Raw genomic sequence first — 17,059 nt, 5'->3', positions numbered from 1 at the left:
CAATAACATAGCCTTAAATTAAGCCTTGTGCTAGGTTTTAAAAGAGACAAACACAGTTTGAGATTAAAATGGATGATTTTAAACAAGCTTATTTATTAGAGAAAGCGGCCAGAGAAGAGGCCGAACAATTGCTTGCCGATAAAAGCCGGATTCTGGTAGCTGTTAATAGTGAGCTTGAACAAAAAGTTGCTGATTTAGAGCATCATCAAGCTATGTTTATTCAAGCTGAAAAAATGGCAACTTTAGGCACATTGTGTGCTGGAGTCGCACATGAAATTAATAACCCGCTTGCTTATAGTATGAGTAACCTTGATAGTTTGAAAAGCTACTGTGGTTTCTTCAGCAAGCTACTGAAATTATGTAGCGAGTTTAGTGAAAATCACATAGACAAAGAGGCTTTTCATCAACAGCTGGTGGATCTAAACCAAGTACACTCTTTTGCGTTTGTTGCTGATGATTTACCTGATTTAATTGATGATACAGAACAAGGTTTGCAACGGATTAGTAAAATAGTGTCGAACTTGTTGAATTTTTCTCGCCCTAAAAGTCAGGATATGCAGTTTGCTGATATGACAGATGCAGTGACAAGTGCGGTGAAACTTCTTACTAATCAATTAAGAAATTGTCATTTGCAATCGCAATATAGCCCAATATCCCAAAGCTGGTGTAATCTAGCTGCTATTAGCCAAGTAATTGTTAATCTTTTAATTAATGCTAAACAAGCTTGCGATAATCAAGACTCTCAAACAAAAATTACTATCAATGTTTATGAGCTAGAGCAACACATATATATTGACATTGAAGATAATGGCATTGGTATGTCAGCAGAGACCATCGCTAAAATATATGATCCTTTTTTCACTACTAAACCAGTAGGAGAAGGTACCGGCATGGGTATGACGATGGTGTATGCTATTGTGCATGAACATAAAGGTCGAATTGATATTCAAAGCTCGCAAGGAATTGGCACAAGAATTAGTTGCGTATTTCCTGTTTTGAGTCAGGTAACTAGTTGACAGTATTTCAGTTGTTGCAAAAATTTGTGGATTCGCTAGTGTAGAGCTAAACCCATTTAAAATTATTGAAAAGGCACGTTATGCTCAATCAACAAAGTTCAGATGTTTTTAACAACTATCTCGCCAGTCAAAGTGCAACGAATCAAGTGAGTTTGGATCAAGTGCTTGGCTATATGTCTGGTTTGTTAGCCTGTTCAGAGTTTTTTGGAGAGTCAGAGCTTGCCAATTACATTGCTGATAATGATGAAGCGGTATTCAACACCTTAATGACGGATTCTGAGCCACGCGATGCAATGATTGAGCTGCTCGATAATGTGACCGAAGCACAAGTTGAACAAAAGAAGATTTTAGCCGAATTATATCCAAATGAAGTAAACAGCAATGAGCCAAGCCAAGCACTGCAAGATTTTTGTAGCGGCTATATTGCAGCTTATATCGTGAATCAAGAAATTTGGCACAGCGATTTACAATTTTTACTGCAAGCGGATGGTCAACAAGAAAATGAAAGCGAAGATGGTCAATTGTTTATTGATAATTTTGAAGCAACTCTCGATTTACTTACCACCTTTGCAATGTGGGATCAGGCGCTAGCAAACCACCCTGAACCAGATAAACTAGGCGAAGGGTTTGTGACCTTCTTTAACGCACTAGACGAGAGTTTATCTGAAATTGCCACTATGGCGTTAATGCTTGAAGATGAAAAGCTGGCGATGTTGGAACAAGATAAGTAAATACTCCTCACCTCAGTAGAGATAAGCTGATAGTTGCATTATTTTGCTTATTTCTGCTGTAAAGTGAATAATTCCCACCACTGAAACTCTATTAATACTATAAATAGAAATATTTATACCTAAGTCGTACCTCTTTTTTCTTTCATTTTGTGGATTTGTTGATAGGATGTTTTGTAAAGGTTAACTCGCAGGCTTGAGTTAGCTTTCAAACTTGTGATTTTAAAATCAATAATACGTGCTTAGTGCTTTTCTAAATTTCTCCAAAAGGGGCGTCTTTTGTTTTAAGGAAAGCCAGAATATCAACAGGATACACATGACAACACATTCTTTAAGTATGCTGGCCGTTGCGGTCAGTGTGGCTGTTTCTGCGACTTCAGTGCAGGCAGCTGAGCAAGCACCTGCTGCCAAAGCAGATAAAAACATCGAACAAATCTCTGTATTAGGCTCTCGGGTTGCTAATCGTACGGCTACCGAATCAACATCACCCGTTGATTTAATTGATGCAGATGACCTAAACAAAGGTGGTTTTACTGAGCTCGGCCAAAGTCTGCAAGCGACGGCTCCTTCATTTAACTTTTCACGCACGCAAGTGTCAGATGGCTCTGACTTATTTAGACCAGCGACTCTTCGTGGTTTACAGCCTGACCAAACGTTAGTGCTTATCAATGGTAAGCGCCGTCATAACCAATCTATTTTTGGCTTAAATGGTACTGTAGGTGCCGGTGCTGCAGGTACCGATATGAACGCGATTCCGCTTACCGCTTTAAAAGGCGTTGAAGTACTTCGTGATGGTGCTGCGGCGCAATATGGCTCAGATGCGATTGCTGGTGTTATCAACTTATCGTTAAACGATTCAACTGGTGTAACAACGGGCTATGTGCAAGCGGGTAGTACAGGTGAAGGCGATGGTGACACTATTTCAATGGGTTTAAACCGGGGTTTTGATTTAGGTGATGAAGGCGGCTTCATTAACTTTTCTTTAGAATACCGTGATGCTGATGGCACCAACCGCGCAGAGCGTGATACTGGTGGCTCAGTTGATGTACCAGCAGGTACGCTGTCTGACGAGGTTCGTTGGGGGCAAGGTAATGCTGATAGCGAATTTACCTCTGTGTTTTATAACATGGCGTTACCATTTGGTGAGACTGAGCTTTACTCATTTGGCGGATACTCAAACCGTACTGCGCTAGGTAATGGTTTTTATCGTAACTTTGACCAAGCAGCGAAGAACGTGGTGCAAGTATATGGCGATGGCTTTTTACCTCGTATCGATAACGAAGCTGAAGATATTTCGTTTTCACTTGGTTTACGCGGTGAGTTAAATCCAGATTGGAGCTATGACGTATCTGCAGTATATGGTGAAAACAGTTATGATTTTACGTCAAAAAACACCCTAAATGCGTCGTATGCTGCTGAATATGTTGCGAATAACCCTGATGCAAGCGATGCTGATATTGTTGCAAATGCAGGCCCTAATGGTGGCTACTCAGGTGGCTTTAGGTTTGATCAAACAACAGTAAATGCAGACCTGAATGGTATTGTTGATATTGGCCGCAGTGAGCCTTTATATGTATCAGTGGGAGCTGAATACCGTAAAGAGAATTATGAAATCGTGCCGGGCGAAGAAGCGTCTTATGCGTGTGGTTTAGCTAATTCAGATACTTCATTCCCAGCGGTAAACGACAGCAGCGTATTTGCTGAGTGTGGTTTCCAAGCTTATAACGGTTTACGCCCTGAAGCGTCAAATAAAGAGAGTCGTCACAGCTATGCATTTTATGTGAATGCCGAAACGTTGATCACGGATGCATGGCAAGTAAGTACAGCGCTTCGTTATGAAGACTTCTCTGATGCCGGTGATGACATCATTGGTAAGCTAGCAACGCGCTATGAAATTACCGATGACTTTGCCGTGCGTGGTGCGATTTCGTCTGGCTTTAGAGCGCCATCATTGCAACAAAGTGCGTACACTGCTTACACTACAAACCTAGGTGCTGGTGGTGTGTTATTGCAGTCATTCACAGCAACTGCGGGCTCTGATTTCCCATCAGCACTTGGCGTTGATAGTCTAGGCCTTGAAAGCTCTGAAAACTTAAGTGCAGGTTTTGTTTATAACGTAACCAGCGATTTATCATTAACTGTTGATTTTTATCATGTAGAGATCAAAGACAGAATTACCCTTGGCAGCTTAATGTCGGCGGACGATGTGGCATTTAGTGCCGAGGCCGTGGCTGCGCTTAATGCAACAGGGGCACAGCAAGCCAACTACTTCTCAAACTCAGTTGATTCAACCACTAAAGGGGTTGATATTATTGCTTCGTACCGCACTGATTTGTACGACGGTAATTTCTCAGCAACTTTCGCGGGTAACATTAACGAAACTGAAATTGATGATGTAAATGCACCAGAGGGTATTCCTGAATCAATCGCCCTTGATGATTTACAACGTAGTTTCTTAACCGACGGTCAACCAGGTGAGCGTGCAACGCTAACGTTTGAATACGATCGTGGCGATTTCAACAGCATGCTACGCTTTAATTACTATGGTGAAACAGACGTTAAATACTTTGGTAATGACCACATTGGTTTGCCTGATGAGCTATCACCTACCGGTGAGTTTAAAGACACAAGCACGGTAGAATCGGCGGTATTAGTGGATGTTAATGTGGGCTATCAGCTAACTGACGAACTCATGCTATCGGCGGGTATTGATAATATCTTTGATGTAACGCCAGACGAGCTAGGTGAAGATGAAGCGCTTGATTTTATTACGAATAAAGCATTCAAATACCCTGTTCGAGCACTACCTTATGGTTTTGATGGTATGACCTACTACGCAAAATTAAGTTTTAGTTTTTAATTCCTAAGTTGATATGAAACTTAAATAGCGCCTAACGGCGCTATTTTTTTGCTGAATTGTAGTGTCCGACATTTGTCTTTAATTAGAGAGTTGCAAGGGGAAAGTTTGCGAGTTTCGAGATACTAGATGCGAGTCTGTAGCAGCGATTTCATATCGCGTTTTATTTCGCTTTTTTGAGTTTTCATCTGCATTTAAGCACTCCAGAATCTATTTAGTAGAATGCTTCCAAATAACAAAATCCAACCTGCAACTATAATTGTGTAGTAGACAGTCGAATTAATTATTGGCTCTAAAGTGAAGCGTGGTGAAAATAATTTTTTTACCGGTTTAAAGAATAGCTTTGGGTTTAAGCTACCCGCTAAAATTATAAGTGAAATTGCTAGACAACTAATGAACTCTAACCAGTCTAGGCCTTGTAATATAAGCGAATAAACACCGACAGTTAAATTAATAATTGCTGCCAATCCGAACAAAATTGATAGCAGCTTTTCCTTTTTATTAAGCCTTTCCATGCTGTAATACTCCTTATTACATTATTTAATATCTTCACATTCAGGTAAGTTACGAGAAACGAACTTGTAGCTGCGATTTTAATCTCGCACCTTATAATTCGCATCCATCACCAATGTCGCGGCATAAAGCCGCTGCTACGTAGGCGTTATGCTTGCATGGCGCGCGAAATAAATTTCACGCCTACGTCTAGTCGTTTTACATAGGTGTGGTGTTTAAGAGTTCATGGCTGAAGCCATTCCTACGAACGACATCAAATTTGTAGCAGCGATTTCATATCGCGTTTTATCCTATTCAATGCGCAGCCTCTTTGAGAGTTTTTGTTTTCTCTGTGTACCGCGAAGCGCCTCTTTGTTGTCTGTGGTTAAAATTATTTTCACAAAGAGAAGTTTATGAGAAGAAAAAGAGGAAGTGAAAACACCTCCTCCATAATTGTAATATTTTTGCTATTTCGAACCATTAACCACTCGGTCGCAAATCTCGCGCATTTGTTGTTTTATTTCGGGTTCTTTTTCATCGAATATCTTGTTGATCCGCTCGATATAGGCATGGTTTTCTTCGAATGGCACGCCGATTTCGTAGACATCGGCGGCTTCGCGTAGCATTTCTTTATCGAACTCACTGAAAATATCGACCATCTCTTGGGCTTTCTCTTGCTCAATACCGAGTGCTTCAAAAGCTGAGCGGCCCATACGCATGGTACTGTCGTATGTTTCGCGAATAATATCTCGACAGCCGTAAGCCCATAAATCGTATACATGATGGCGGTCTACAGCGCGGGCAACCACATGTAAATGCGGGTAATTTTGCATCGCATAACGAACTAATTTAGTGATTTGTTCGGCATCATCAAGCGCAACAACCAGCAGTTTTGCATCTTCAATGCCTGCAGCACTGAGTAAGTCTGGTCGAGTTGCATCACCAAAGAAATTACGAATACCAACACGCTCTAAGGCTTCGAGTTGCTTGTAGTTGTAATCAATCACAGTCGTTTTATAGCCGCCAGCTTGTAAAATACGGTCAACCAGCCCACCCATTCTGCCTGAGCCTGCAATGATCACATGGCTATCATCGGGAAACTCGTCTGTTTCTTTTCCTGGTTGCTCACAAATGAAACGGGGTGCTATCACACGCTGATAAAGGATATATAACCCAGGTGAAAGTAGCATGGATAAAGTAACAACCAGTAAAAGTTGGTCGGCGATGTTGTCTGCCAATACATTATTAGAGACACTGTAAGCAAGTAGTACAAAACCAAACTCACCAGCTTGAGCAAGCCCCAGTGCTAGCAACCAGAGTGCGGCGCCTCTAAGACCAAAAATACGACCTAAAATAAGCAGTACAGCTGTTTTTGTTACAATCAATGCACTGGTTAAGAGCACAATGGTAGCTAGGTTATCTGCGAGTAATTGAAAATTGATACTAGCGCCAACGGTGATAAAGAATAATCCTAGCAACAGCCCTTTAAAGGGATCGATATTACTTTCGAGTTCGTGTTTATAAGGTGAATTTGCAAGCACAACACCCGCTAAAAAAGTACCAAGTGCAGGTGATAAGCCTACTAACGACATCATCAAAGCGATACCAATAACAAAGAATAGGGCTGTTGCAGTAAATAATTCGCGAAGCCGTGCTTGTGCTACAAATCTAAAAATGGGTGCGGTTAAGTAGTTACCACCAAAAACAACGAGCGCTATCATACCTAAAGTAACCAGCGCTGCTTGCCAGCTCTCAAGACCCGCCACCAAGCTTAAACTAGCATGAGTGTCTTCACTTGTATGGGCTGTATCTGCAATGGCTGGCGCTAGTTCAGGTAAAGCAAGCAAGGGAATAAACGCAAGCATAGGAATAACGGCTATGTCTTGAGTAAGTAATACGCTAAATGAGGCTTGACCACCATCTGACTTTAATAGCCCGCGCTCTGAAAGCGTTTGCAGCACAATCGCGGTCGATGAAAGTGATAAAATTAAGCCTATTGTAAGTGCTGTTTGCCAAGCATGACCAAATGCTAAACCAATACCCGTAAAGGCGGCAGCAGATAAAACCACCTGTCCGCCACCAAGTCCAATAAGCTGTTTTCGCATTGACCAAAGCGCTTTGGGTTCAAGCTCTAAGCCAACAATGAACAGCATCATTACCACACCAAATTCAGCAAAATGCTGGATGGCAATCACATCAACATTTAAAAATGTCAGTGTTGGCCCAATAACAATACCAGCGAGTAAGTAGCCAAGTACTGAGCCTAACCCCAGTTTGCTGGCAATAGGCACGGCAATAATGCCTGCAATAAGGAAAATATAGGCGATTAAGAGAAAGTCAGTCATCGTAATCCTGTTTGTTTTTAATTAACTATGGATGGTTTCGCTAGTTTTGCCAGTAGTTAGGTAGTGAATGCAATCAAAAAGCGAATTTAGTCAGTAAAATGACAACAAGGAATGGTGTTTAGTCAAAACGAGTAAGACAAAATAAGGGGTAAAAAATCATCGTTTTTTTATTAAAAATACTTGCGTAGCGCTAGGCTAGGTATATACTCGCAGCACGTTTAATAGGAGTAAAAAATGAGTAAAAAGAAACAACGCGCGCAAGGCCAAGTTGATACTGGTCGTGGTGTAATCAACGACAATGTGTACGCCGCAATGGTGACATCTAAGCTGTTCACAGCAAAAGTAGAGAAACCTAAAAAAGGTAAAGGTGCATATCAACGTAAGGCTAAACACGCAGGACGAGAGTCCTATTTAATCGCTGCTTAATTAAGTTGTGATCAAATAGGATTTTTGTGAAAAGCAAACACTGAGTGTTTGCTTTTTTATGACTAAAATTCGTGTTAAGAATAAATTTCCCCCAATTTTAATAGAAATTTTTACCTAAAAACTAATTTATTCGTTATATACCCAGAATCGATACAGTAATTATTTTTGTTTTACCTCACATAACCTCTGACTATTTTGTGCGCAAACCAGATAAACCGTACTTTTGTGGTTAAAATATTGTTAATTTTATGTTCATTTTTACACTGTAGAATCATCCTCGTTTTTGCTTTTCAATAAAAATAATTAATTCTTTTTTAGTGTTTATATTTAAATTTTGCATCAAAAAGTGTGTTTATTTTACCCTTTATAGGTAAATGCAAACTTGACGTAATAGCACTTTGTGTTACTTTAAAGTTGGATTTGTAAAATAAATGTTATTAAAATTTTGGGCGGAGGGAGCGAATGAGCTCGCATAAATTAATAAAAAATGCCTTTAAACTGAGTGCGCTGTCACTAGGTTTATACGGCTTTACAGCACAGGCTGCGATTGATTGCAGCAACTTAGAAGTGTGGCAACAAGGGCAAACTCATGTTGGTGGTGATCAGGTTCAAGCACAAGGTAGCGCTTATGAAGCCAAGTGGTGGACGCAAACTAACCCTGTGGAGACTTCTGGTGTCGATCAAGAGTGGCGTTTATTGGGTGTTTGTGACAGCGTTGTCAATGAAAATAAAGCACCTCAAATTAGCAGCTTAACACCCGCAGAGGGTTCTTTATTTACCATAAGTGACAGCGTTGTCATAAGTGCGATCGCTGCTGATCCTGATGGTAGTGTGGCAAGTGTAGAGTTTTTTGTTGATGGTACTTCGCTGAGTGTTGTGACAAGCGCACCTTATTCAGCGAGCTGGCAAGCAACCCAAGGCAGCCATGTAATCAGCGCGGTCGCAACGGATGATTTAGGGTTAACCTCTACAGCGGTTGCACATTCAGTGAGTGTGTCTGATGACGTTGAGCCGGTTAACCAAGCGCCAGTAGCAAGCATTGAATTTAGCTCACTGCCATCACAAGTAACGGTGGGTGACAGTGTGGTGTTTGCGCTTTCTGGCACTGATAGCGATGGCCAAGTGACTGCGTTATCGTTAACTGAAAACAGCACTGAAGTTCATCAAGCAAGTGCCGCTTCTTCAAGTTACACGTGGCAGGCTCCAGCACTTGGGCAATTTTCATTTACCTTAACGGTGACCGATAACGAAGGCGCGACGGATACACAAAGCAAAGTTGTGAATGTTGTTGAAGCAACAGAGCCTGGCACAGATTGTAAACCGCAAGGTTTATACCAAACGCCGGGTGTAAATACCCCATACTGTAGCGTGTATGATGCAAATGGCCGCGAGAAAATGGGCCCAGATCATCCACGCCGCGTTATTGGTTATTTTACGAGTTGGCGAAATGGTGCCAATGGTCAGCCAAGCTACTTAGTTAACGATATTCCTTGGGACAAGATCACCCATATTAACTATGCCTTTGCGCATGTTGATGGTAATAACAAGGTCTCGATTGGTGATCCAAATGCAGCTGGCAACCCAGCGACAAACATGACTTGGCCGGGCGTTACAGGCGCTGAAATGGATCCAAGCTTTAGTTACACAGGTCACTTTAACTTACTCAATAAATTCAAAAAACAACACCCAGATGTAAAAACCTTAATCTCTGTAGGTGGCTGGGCTGAAACAGGTGGTTATTTTGGTGAAGACGGTACTCGCGTAAACAGCGGTGGTTTCTACACGATGACAACCAATGCCGATGGCTCAGTGAACCAAGCGGGGATTGATGCCTTTGCGAAAAGTGCCGTTGAGTTTATTGAAACCTACGGTTTTGATGGTGTCGATATTGATTACGAATACCCATCGTCAATGAATGACTCAGGCCACCCTGATGATTTTCCTATCTCTAATGCGCGTCGCGCAGGTCTTAACGCCTCGTATCGTGTATTGATGCAAAAACTACGTGAAGAGCTTGATATTGCAGGTGAAAAGGCAGGTAAACATTACTTACTAACGATTGCTTCGCCATCTTCAGGTTACTTATTACGTGGCATGGAAACATTCCAAAGCGTGAAGTATCTCGACTACGTTAACATTATGTCTTATGACTTACATGGTGCATGGAATTCACATGTAGGCCATAACGCAGCCTTGTTTGATACCGGTCTTGATTCTGAATTAGCGCAATGGGGCGTTTATACCACCGCTGAGTTTGAAGGTATTGGCTACTTAAATACGGATTGGGCTGTGCGTTACTTCCGCGGTGCGGTCTCTGCAGGTCGAATCAATATTGGTATTCCATATTACACCCGTGGCTTTAAAGATGTATCCGGTGGTACTAATGGTTTATGGGGCCAAGCAGCGCTGCCAGATCAATCAAAATGTGCGAAAGGGACTGGCGTTGGTGAGAAAAATCAATGCGGTAATGGCGCACTCGGCATTGATAACCTATGGCACGATAAGAACGATGTTGGTGAAGAAATGCCAGCAGGTTCTAACCCACTATGGCATGCGAAAAATCTTGAAAATGGCATTAACCCTTCTTACCTTGAAATCTATGGTCTAACGCCAGAAACCGATGCAGATGATGTATTAACGGGTACTTATACACGTTTTTACGATGATGTAGCGGTTGCTCCATGGCTTTGGAATGCAGAGAAAAAGGTATTCTTATCAATTGAAGATGAGCAATCAATGGCAACCAAAGTTGATTATGTTATCAACAATGGTCTTGGCGGCATCATGTTCTGGGAGCTTGCCGGTGACTATGATTATGACTCAGCGAAAGGTGAGTACTTCATGGGCTCAAGCTTAACCACACTTGCTTACGATAAATTTAACCAAAGTGGTGTGGCTTACAACACTCATCAAGGCAATGTTGATTTCACCCTGCCAAGCGAAGCGGTTGACGTAAGCTTTACAGTGAAAGACTTCCCAATTGGTGATGATAACTACCCAATCGCACCTACATTCGCATTCACCAATAACTCAGATATCGACTTAAGCGGCGCGAAAATCAGCTTTGATGTGCCCGTTTCTACCTCGGCAATTTTCAAATCAAACTGGAATGCACAAGAAAAGCTCGGTATGGCTGTTGAAGCAAATGGCTCTAATGCGGCTGGCGATAATATCGGCGGCTTTGAAAATGAGTTTCATCGTTTTTCAATCACCTTAGTGAATGAGTGGGGCGGTATCGAAAAGTCATTTAACACAGGTGAAACCGTTGAGGCGCAAGTTATGTACTACATGCCAATTACGGGGCCAACTAACTTCACGATTGAGAAAAATGGCAAAACTTACGCCTTCAAATACGAATACCCAATGCTACCAGATGGCACTGCAGGTAGTGGTGATACTGGCGGTGACACCGGTGGTGATACGGGTGGCGAGGGAAGCTGTAATGGTGTTGATGTAGCAAGCATCCCAGTGTATCCAAATTGGCCGCAAACTGATTGGGCTGGTAATCCAAGCCATGCTGTTGGCGGCGACCTAATGAATCACAACAACGTGATTTACGAAGCAAAGTGGTGGACGAGCACAGAGCCAGGCACATCTGCTGACTGGACGGTGAGTTGCACGCTTTAACCTACTAAGCGGAGCAAGGACTTTGCTCCGCATTTCTACAGCGAGAACAACAATGAAAGTAATGAAATCAAAGGCATTGTCTTTATCGGCAGTGGCAACCAGCATGCTGATTGCCTGTGCATCAAGCCATGTGAATGCCCACGGATTCTTAGAAAGCCCAAAGGCACGCCAAGCTTTTTGTAATGCCGATGGCGGGTACTGGTGGCCTGCTGATGGCACAGGGATCCCTAATCTTGCTTGTCGCGCAGCGTTTGTTGAAGCAGGACATGTGCAGTTTGTGCAAGATATTGAATACTCGGCAAATACGGTTAACTACACTGACCTTGAAGCCGTAAAACAAAGTGTACCTGATGGCCGATTATGTGCCGCAGGCGACCCAGAAAAACGCGGTATGGATTTACCTTCAGCGCATTGGCAACGCAGTGAGGTTATTCCTAATGCAAATGGCGATATTTTAGTGCGCTTTTTAGCGAGTACGCCGCATAACCCGAGTTTTTGGCAGTTTTATTTAACAAAACCGGGCTTTGATAGTGCGACTCAAGTGCTTACTTGGGATGACCTAGAGCTTGTTGAAGAGTACGGTAATCTTGATTTTAGTATTGATGCTAACAACGACCGTTACTATGAAATGAGCGTGTCGATTCCACAAGGGCGCAGTGGCGATGCCATATTATATACGCGTTGGCAACGAGATGATGCTGGTGGTGAAGGCTTCTACAACTGTAGCGATATCAATATCGTTAGCGATGCGACCCCAACAGAGCCAAGCGATTGGACAGCAATCAGCTACTTTGTTCGTCAAGGACAAGACGCAGAGGTTGGCGGTAGTGTGTCAGCTCGGTTATTTGATGAAAATGGCCAAGAGTTACTTACTCAACAAATGCAGATCACAGCTGATAATCAAGCTAATTGGCAGGCTGAATTTGCGGCGCTGTTAAACCTTAATTACGCGCACTTAGTTAATATTGGCGTGCAAAATAGCGCCGGAGATATTGCCTTTGATGCGTCTGATTTAATGACTAATCAGGTCTTTACAACGAATGCAAATTACAGCTTTGCACTAAGCGTACAAGCGGCTCCTGACAATACCGCGCCAATTATTCATCAACCAGATGACCTTCAAGTCGAAGAAGAAAGCAGCACCGCGATACACCTACACGCCTTTGATGATCAACAAAGCACATTAACTTATAGCTGGGATGTACCTTCACCACTGAGCTTTACGGGGAATGATGCCAACATCACGCTAAATGCCCCCTCTGTAGATGCTGATACAAGCTACACCGTAAGTGTATCGGTGTCAGATGGCGAGCTCACAAGCCAAGTAAGTTTTACAGTGACTGTGCTTAATAGCACTGTTGTCGACCCTGACCCTGTTGATCCGAGCGTGCCTGCTTGGAATAGCACAAGCCAATACAACACGGGCGATAAAGTGAGTTTCAACGGTGGAATCTACAGCGCGAAATGGTGGAACCAAGGCGCACAACCAGACAGTAGTGATTCATGGCTGCTTGAATCTGGCAGTGCATCAATCGAGTGGAACAGCGGCAAAGCCTATCAAGGCGGCGACGAAGTAACCTATCAAGGACAGCGCTATCGAGCGCAGTGGTGGACCCAAGGAGATGTACCGGGTGCCAGCCAAGTATGGACAGAAATCTAAAGTTTTGTAGTTCAAACTTTATCAATAACAGCGTAACGCTATATAAAAACAGATAAGAGAGAATCATGAATATAAAACAATTAAGCGCAGCCATTGGTGTTGCACTCTTTGCAAGTGCAGCGAATGCAGCACCTTCAACACCAACCATTATTTGGGAGCCACAAGAGTACTCATTTGTTGAGGTTGATCTTGAAGGTACAGGCTCATACAAGAGCTTAGTGAACCGCGTTGATGAAGTCACTATCAGCATTGAATGGAACGCATGGAGTGGGGATGGCGGCGACAGCTATAAAGTGTACTTCGATGATATGTTGGTTAATGAAGGCTCGCTGGCAGTAGGCACTAAAAGTGGTGTTATTAGCTTCCCGTATGATAAAGCAGGTCGTCACACATTATATGTAGAACTATGTGAAGGCGGTACCACCTGTGCGCGCAGTGAAGGTAAGCCAATTGTTATTGCCGATACAGATGGCGGTCACTTAGCGCCATTGCCGATGGATTATGATCCAAACAACCAAGATATTGGCACCAAAGATGGTCTTGTTACCGGTGCCTACTTTGTTGAATGGGGTATTTATGGTCGCGATTTCGACGTAACCAATATACCAGCACAAAACCTCAGTCATATCTTGTATGGGTTTATTCCAATTTGTGGACCTAATGACTCGTTAACAGGTGGCCCTAAAAACGCGTTAAATACTGCCTGTGCGGGTTCGCAAGATTTTGAAGTTGTGATCCACGACCCATGGGCTGCGATTCAAAAAGCGCTACCGGGTGTTGATAGTAATGACCCAATTCGTGGTACATATTCGCAGTTAATGGCGTTAAAGCAGCGCTATCCTGATCTGAAAATTTTACCATCAGTGGGTGGTTGGACTTTATCAGACCCATTTGCCTACTTTACCGATAAAGCAAATCGCGACACGTTTGTGGCATCAATGGAAGAGTTTTTAAGAACGTGGAAGTTCTACGACGGTGTTGATATTGACTGGGAATACCCGGGTGGTCAGGGTGCTAATCCAAACTTAGGCGACCCAGTTGCTGACGGCCCTGCATACGTTGCGTTAATGCAAGAGCTGCGCGCAATGCTTGATAAGCTTGAAGCCGAGACAGGTCGTGAGTATGAATTAACATCAGCGATTGGTGCGGGTTACGACAAAATTGAAGATGTTGATTATTCACAAGCTCAACAATATATGGATTACATTTTCTTAATGAGCTATGACTACTATGGTGCATGGAGCAATGTGACAGGCCATCAGGCTGCGCTTTATTGTTCATCGCATTTCCGTGTTGGTCAGTGTGATGGCACGGGTGTTGATGAAGAAGGCGTTCCATATAAAGGCCCTGCTTACACAACTGATAACGCAGTGCAAAATCTACTTGCGCAAAACGTACCATCGAAGAAAATCGTGGTAGGTGCCGCTATGTATGGCCGTGGCTGGGAAGGCGTTTATCCAGAAAATGCCACTATCGCTGATAACCCTATGACAGCACCGGGCAACGGCAAACTTAAAGGCACTACAGCGCAAGGCGTATGGGAAGATGGTGTAATTGATTATAAAGGCATCAAAACTTACATGTTGGGCGCTGCAGAAAATGGCATCAATGGGTTTGAAACAGGTTATGACGAACAAGCCGAAGCCGCTTATGTATGGAACCGCAGTAACGGTAAATTAATTACATACGATAACCGTCGTTCTGTTTTGGCAAAAGGTGCTTATGTTAATCAATATAATCTAGGTGGTCTGTTTGCATGGGAAATTGACGCTGATAATGGCGATATTCTTAACGCTATGCACGAAGCGCTTGGCGGTACAGTCACTGAGCCTAGCAATAGAGCGCCGGTGCTATCTGTATCAAGCACAGTATCTGTTAACTCTGGCGAAAGTGTATCTGTTAGTGCATCGGCAACAGATGCTGATAACGATCCACTAAGCTTTAGCTGGACAGCTGACAGTGCGTTAACAGTAAGCGGTGAAAATTCAAATACCCTTGTTATCACAGCGCCATCAGTGACTGCTGATACGCAATACACGGTTGCTGTGAGTGTGAGCGATGGTGAGGCAAGTGTAAGCCGTAACGTCACTGTTAATGTTGTAGCACCAACAACAGGTGAGAACCAAGCACCAGTTGTTGCGGCAATTGCAGATAAAACCGTAGCAGAGGACGCGAGTGTGGCAGTGGCGGTTTCGGCATCTGATGCTGATGGCGATGCACTCTCATACAGCTGGACAGTGCCAGCAGGTTTAACGTTAGTGGGTTCAGGTGCTGATGTGAGCTTACAAGCGGGCAGCGTTGATGCTGATACAAGCTATGTTGTGTCGGTTTCAGTAAGCGATGGGCAAACAGCGACTGCAGTGAGCTTTAATGTTACCGTAACAGATTCTGGTACAACAACTCCGCCAGATGGTGAAACCACATGGGATGCAGCGGCGACTTATGTTGGTGGTGATACGGTGATTTATAACGGCATAGAATACACAGCTAAATGGTGGACACAGGGTGACCGCCCTGATTTAGGCGGCCCATGGGAAGCTAGCTCACAACCAACAGATGGGAACGGTGATGTTGTATGGCAAGCTGCGGGTATCTATAACGGTGGTGACCAAGTCACTCACCAAGGTAATAAATACGAAGCGAAATGGTGGACTCAAGGAGACGAGCCAGGCGTCGCGGATGTATGGAAAGCACTTTAAGTGTAACAACCACATTTAATGCCCATCATTAAAATGTGATTTCCCTTTAAAGCAGCCGCATGGCTGCTTTTTTGTGGGGGAAGTAGGTTGGGTAGAACGGAGTGAAACCCAACATAATCCATGTAAACCTTTTCAAATTTCTTATCTTCAGACGCGCGAAACAAGTTTCACGCCTACGGAGGAAAACATAGGCGCTAGGGCGTGATGTAAAAACTCTGCTACAGACTCGTATCTCGCACCTCGAATCTCTTAACTTTACTCTTTCCCCTTGAAACTCGCTAACTTAAGACATTTCCGGGCTAAAGCCAGTCCCACGGGCTGCCACCTCGCATTTCGGAACTTTCCCCTTAAAACTTACTAACTTTCTGTTTCTCATTTCATACACTGATCTTTCAGGCATTATCAACCATACTTGAATAACATGATCTGTAAGTATTTAAGCTAAGGTGGATAAATGAGGTTAAGCGCGTTGTTTTTACTTACCGTTTTTGTATTTAGTAACTCGGTATTTAGCTGCGATAAAACCTTAAAAGTGGGAATTAGTCAGCAGTGGGCGCCTTATGTCTTTACGCAAAACGGTGAACTCACCGGCATAGATATCGATGTGGTCAACTTAGTACTAAATGAGGCAGGGTTTTGTGCAACATACGTCGTCATGCCTTCATCTAAACGCGGGTTTACAGAGCTTAAACACGGTAAAGTCGATTTACTACCTGCCGCAAGTTATAGCACAGAGCGTGACTCTTTTAGTTTCTTTTCAGAGCCTTACCGTAATGAAGTAATGCGCTTGTTTTGGTATCCTCATGGCCGGTTAGAGTCTTTAGACTTGCAAGGTTTGCTCGAACATCAGCAAGTTATTTTAACTAACAGCGGGAGCTACTTTGGATCTGACTTTACTCATTTAAAAGAAGAACCAAAGTATAAAGAGCTACTCGTTACTGTACCCTCTTTGCGCCAGCGGCTAGCTATGTTGGTTGCTAAGCGGGTCGATTTTTTTGTTGATGATGAATTAGCCGGTTTATATTTAATTCAAAAAAATAACCAGCAGGGGATCGAGTTGCATCCGTATATTGTCAATAATGACAGCGTTCATTTTATGCTGAGTGAAACAACCCTTTTAGCAGAAGACAGAGCAGCTATTAACTCAGCAATTATAAACAACCAGCAAGCGATAACCGAGATTATCGCTCGCTATGTTAAGCACTAAGC

Annotated in this window: 10 protein-coding genes; 8 read left to right on the top strand and 2 right to left on the bottom strand. The window is 43.1% G+C overall.

Going from position 1 to position 17,059, the window contains the following annotated elements:
- Nucleotides 1–68: 68 nt before the first annotated feature.
- From CWB80_RS17490 to CWB80_RS17480, 3 genes are all read left to right on the top strand, one after another.
- A complete protein-coding gene (locus CWB80_RS17490; protein ID WP_138599363.1) occupies nt 69–1,016 on the top strand; it encodes a sensor histidine kinase in 948 nt (315 codons plus the stop codon).
- 80 nt (nt 1,017–1,096) lie between these two features.
- Entirely contained in the window at nt 1,097–1,747 is a 651-nt protein-coding gene (locus CWB80_RS17485; protein WP_138599362.1) for a UPF0149 family protein, read from the top strand.
- Between the two features lie 313 nt (nt 1,748–2,060).
- Entirely contained in the window at nt 2,061–4,604 is a 2,544-nt protein-coding gene (locus CWB80_RS17480; RefSeq protein ID WP_138599361.1) for a TonB-dependent receptor plug domain-containing protein, read from the top strand.
- A 191-nt stretch (nt 4,605–4,795) separates the two neighbouring features.
- Here the strand turns inward: CWB80_RS17480 and CWB80_RS17475 are convergent, their stop codons facing one another.
- Nucleotides 4,796–5,116 (bottom strand): hypothetical protein, encoded by a 321-nt coding sequence (locus CWB80_RS17475; RefSeq protein WP_054553447.1) that lies wholly within the window; start codon nt 5,114–5,116, stop codon nt 4,796–4,798.
- A gap of 444 nt (nt 5,117–5,560) precedes the next feature.
- A complete protein-coding gene (locus CWB80_RS17470; RefSeq protein WP_054553448.1) occupies nt 5,561–7,438 on the bottom strand; it encodes a monovalent cation:proton antiporter-2 (CPA2) family protein in 1,878 nt (625 codons plus the stop codon).
- 234 nt (nt 7,439–7,672) lie between these two features.
- On the opposite strand from CWB80_RS17470, the gene arfA reads away from it, so the two are divergent.
- From arfA to CWB80_RS17445, 5 genes are all read left to right on the top strand, one after another.
- Nucleotides 7,673–7,864, top strand: a complete 192-nt coding sequence (gene arfA, locus CWB80_RS17465; protein ID WP_054553449.1) for an alternative ribosome rescue factor ArfA — start codon at nt 7,673–7,675, stop codon at nt 7,862–7,864.
- Between the two features lie 462 nt (nt 7,865–8,326).
- A complete protein-coding gene (locus tag CWB80_RS17460) occupies nt 8,327–11,491 on the top strand; it encodes a glycosyl hydrolase family 18 protein (protein ID WP_138599360.1) in 3,165 nt (1,054 codons plus the stop codon).
- A 52-nt stretch (nt 11,492–11,543) separates the two neighbouring features.
- The gene (locus CWB80_RS17455) at nt 11,544–13,151 is read left to right on the top strand and encodes a lytic polysaccharide monooxygenase (RefSeq protein WP_138599359.1); all 1,608 of its coding nucleotides are present in this window, start codon (nt 11,544–11,546) and stop codon (nt 13,149–13,151) included.
- Between the two features lie 65 nt (nt 13,152–13,216).
- Complete coding sequence (locus CWB80_RS17450; protein ID WP_138599358.1) at nt 13,217–15,850, top strand: glycosyl hydrolase family 18 protein; 2,634 nt, start codon at nt 13,217–13,219, stop codon at nt 15,848–15,850.
- A gap of 454 nt (nt 15,851–16,304) precedes the next feature.
- Entirely contained in the window at nt 16,305–17,057 is a 753-nt protein-coding gene (locus tag CWB80_RS17445) for a substrate-binding periplasmic protein (protein ID WP_138599357.1), read from the top strand.
- Nucleotides 17,058–17,059: the final 2 nt, after the last annotated feature.

The organism is Pseudoalteromonas sp. S1650, assembly GCF_005887195.1.
GTDB classification, from domain to species: domain Bacteria; phylum Pseudomonadota; class Gammaproteobacteria; order Enterobacterales; family Alteromonadaceae; genus Pseudoalteromonas; species Pseudoalteromonas simplex.
Note: the sequence above shows the minus strand (reverse complement) of the source record. Positions and strands in the feature narration are given on the sequence as shown.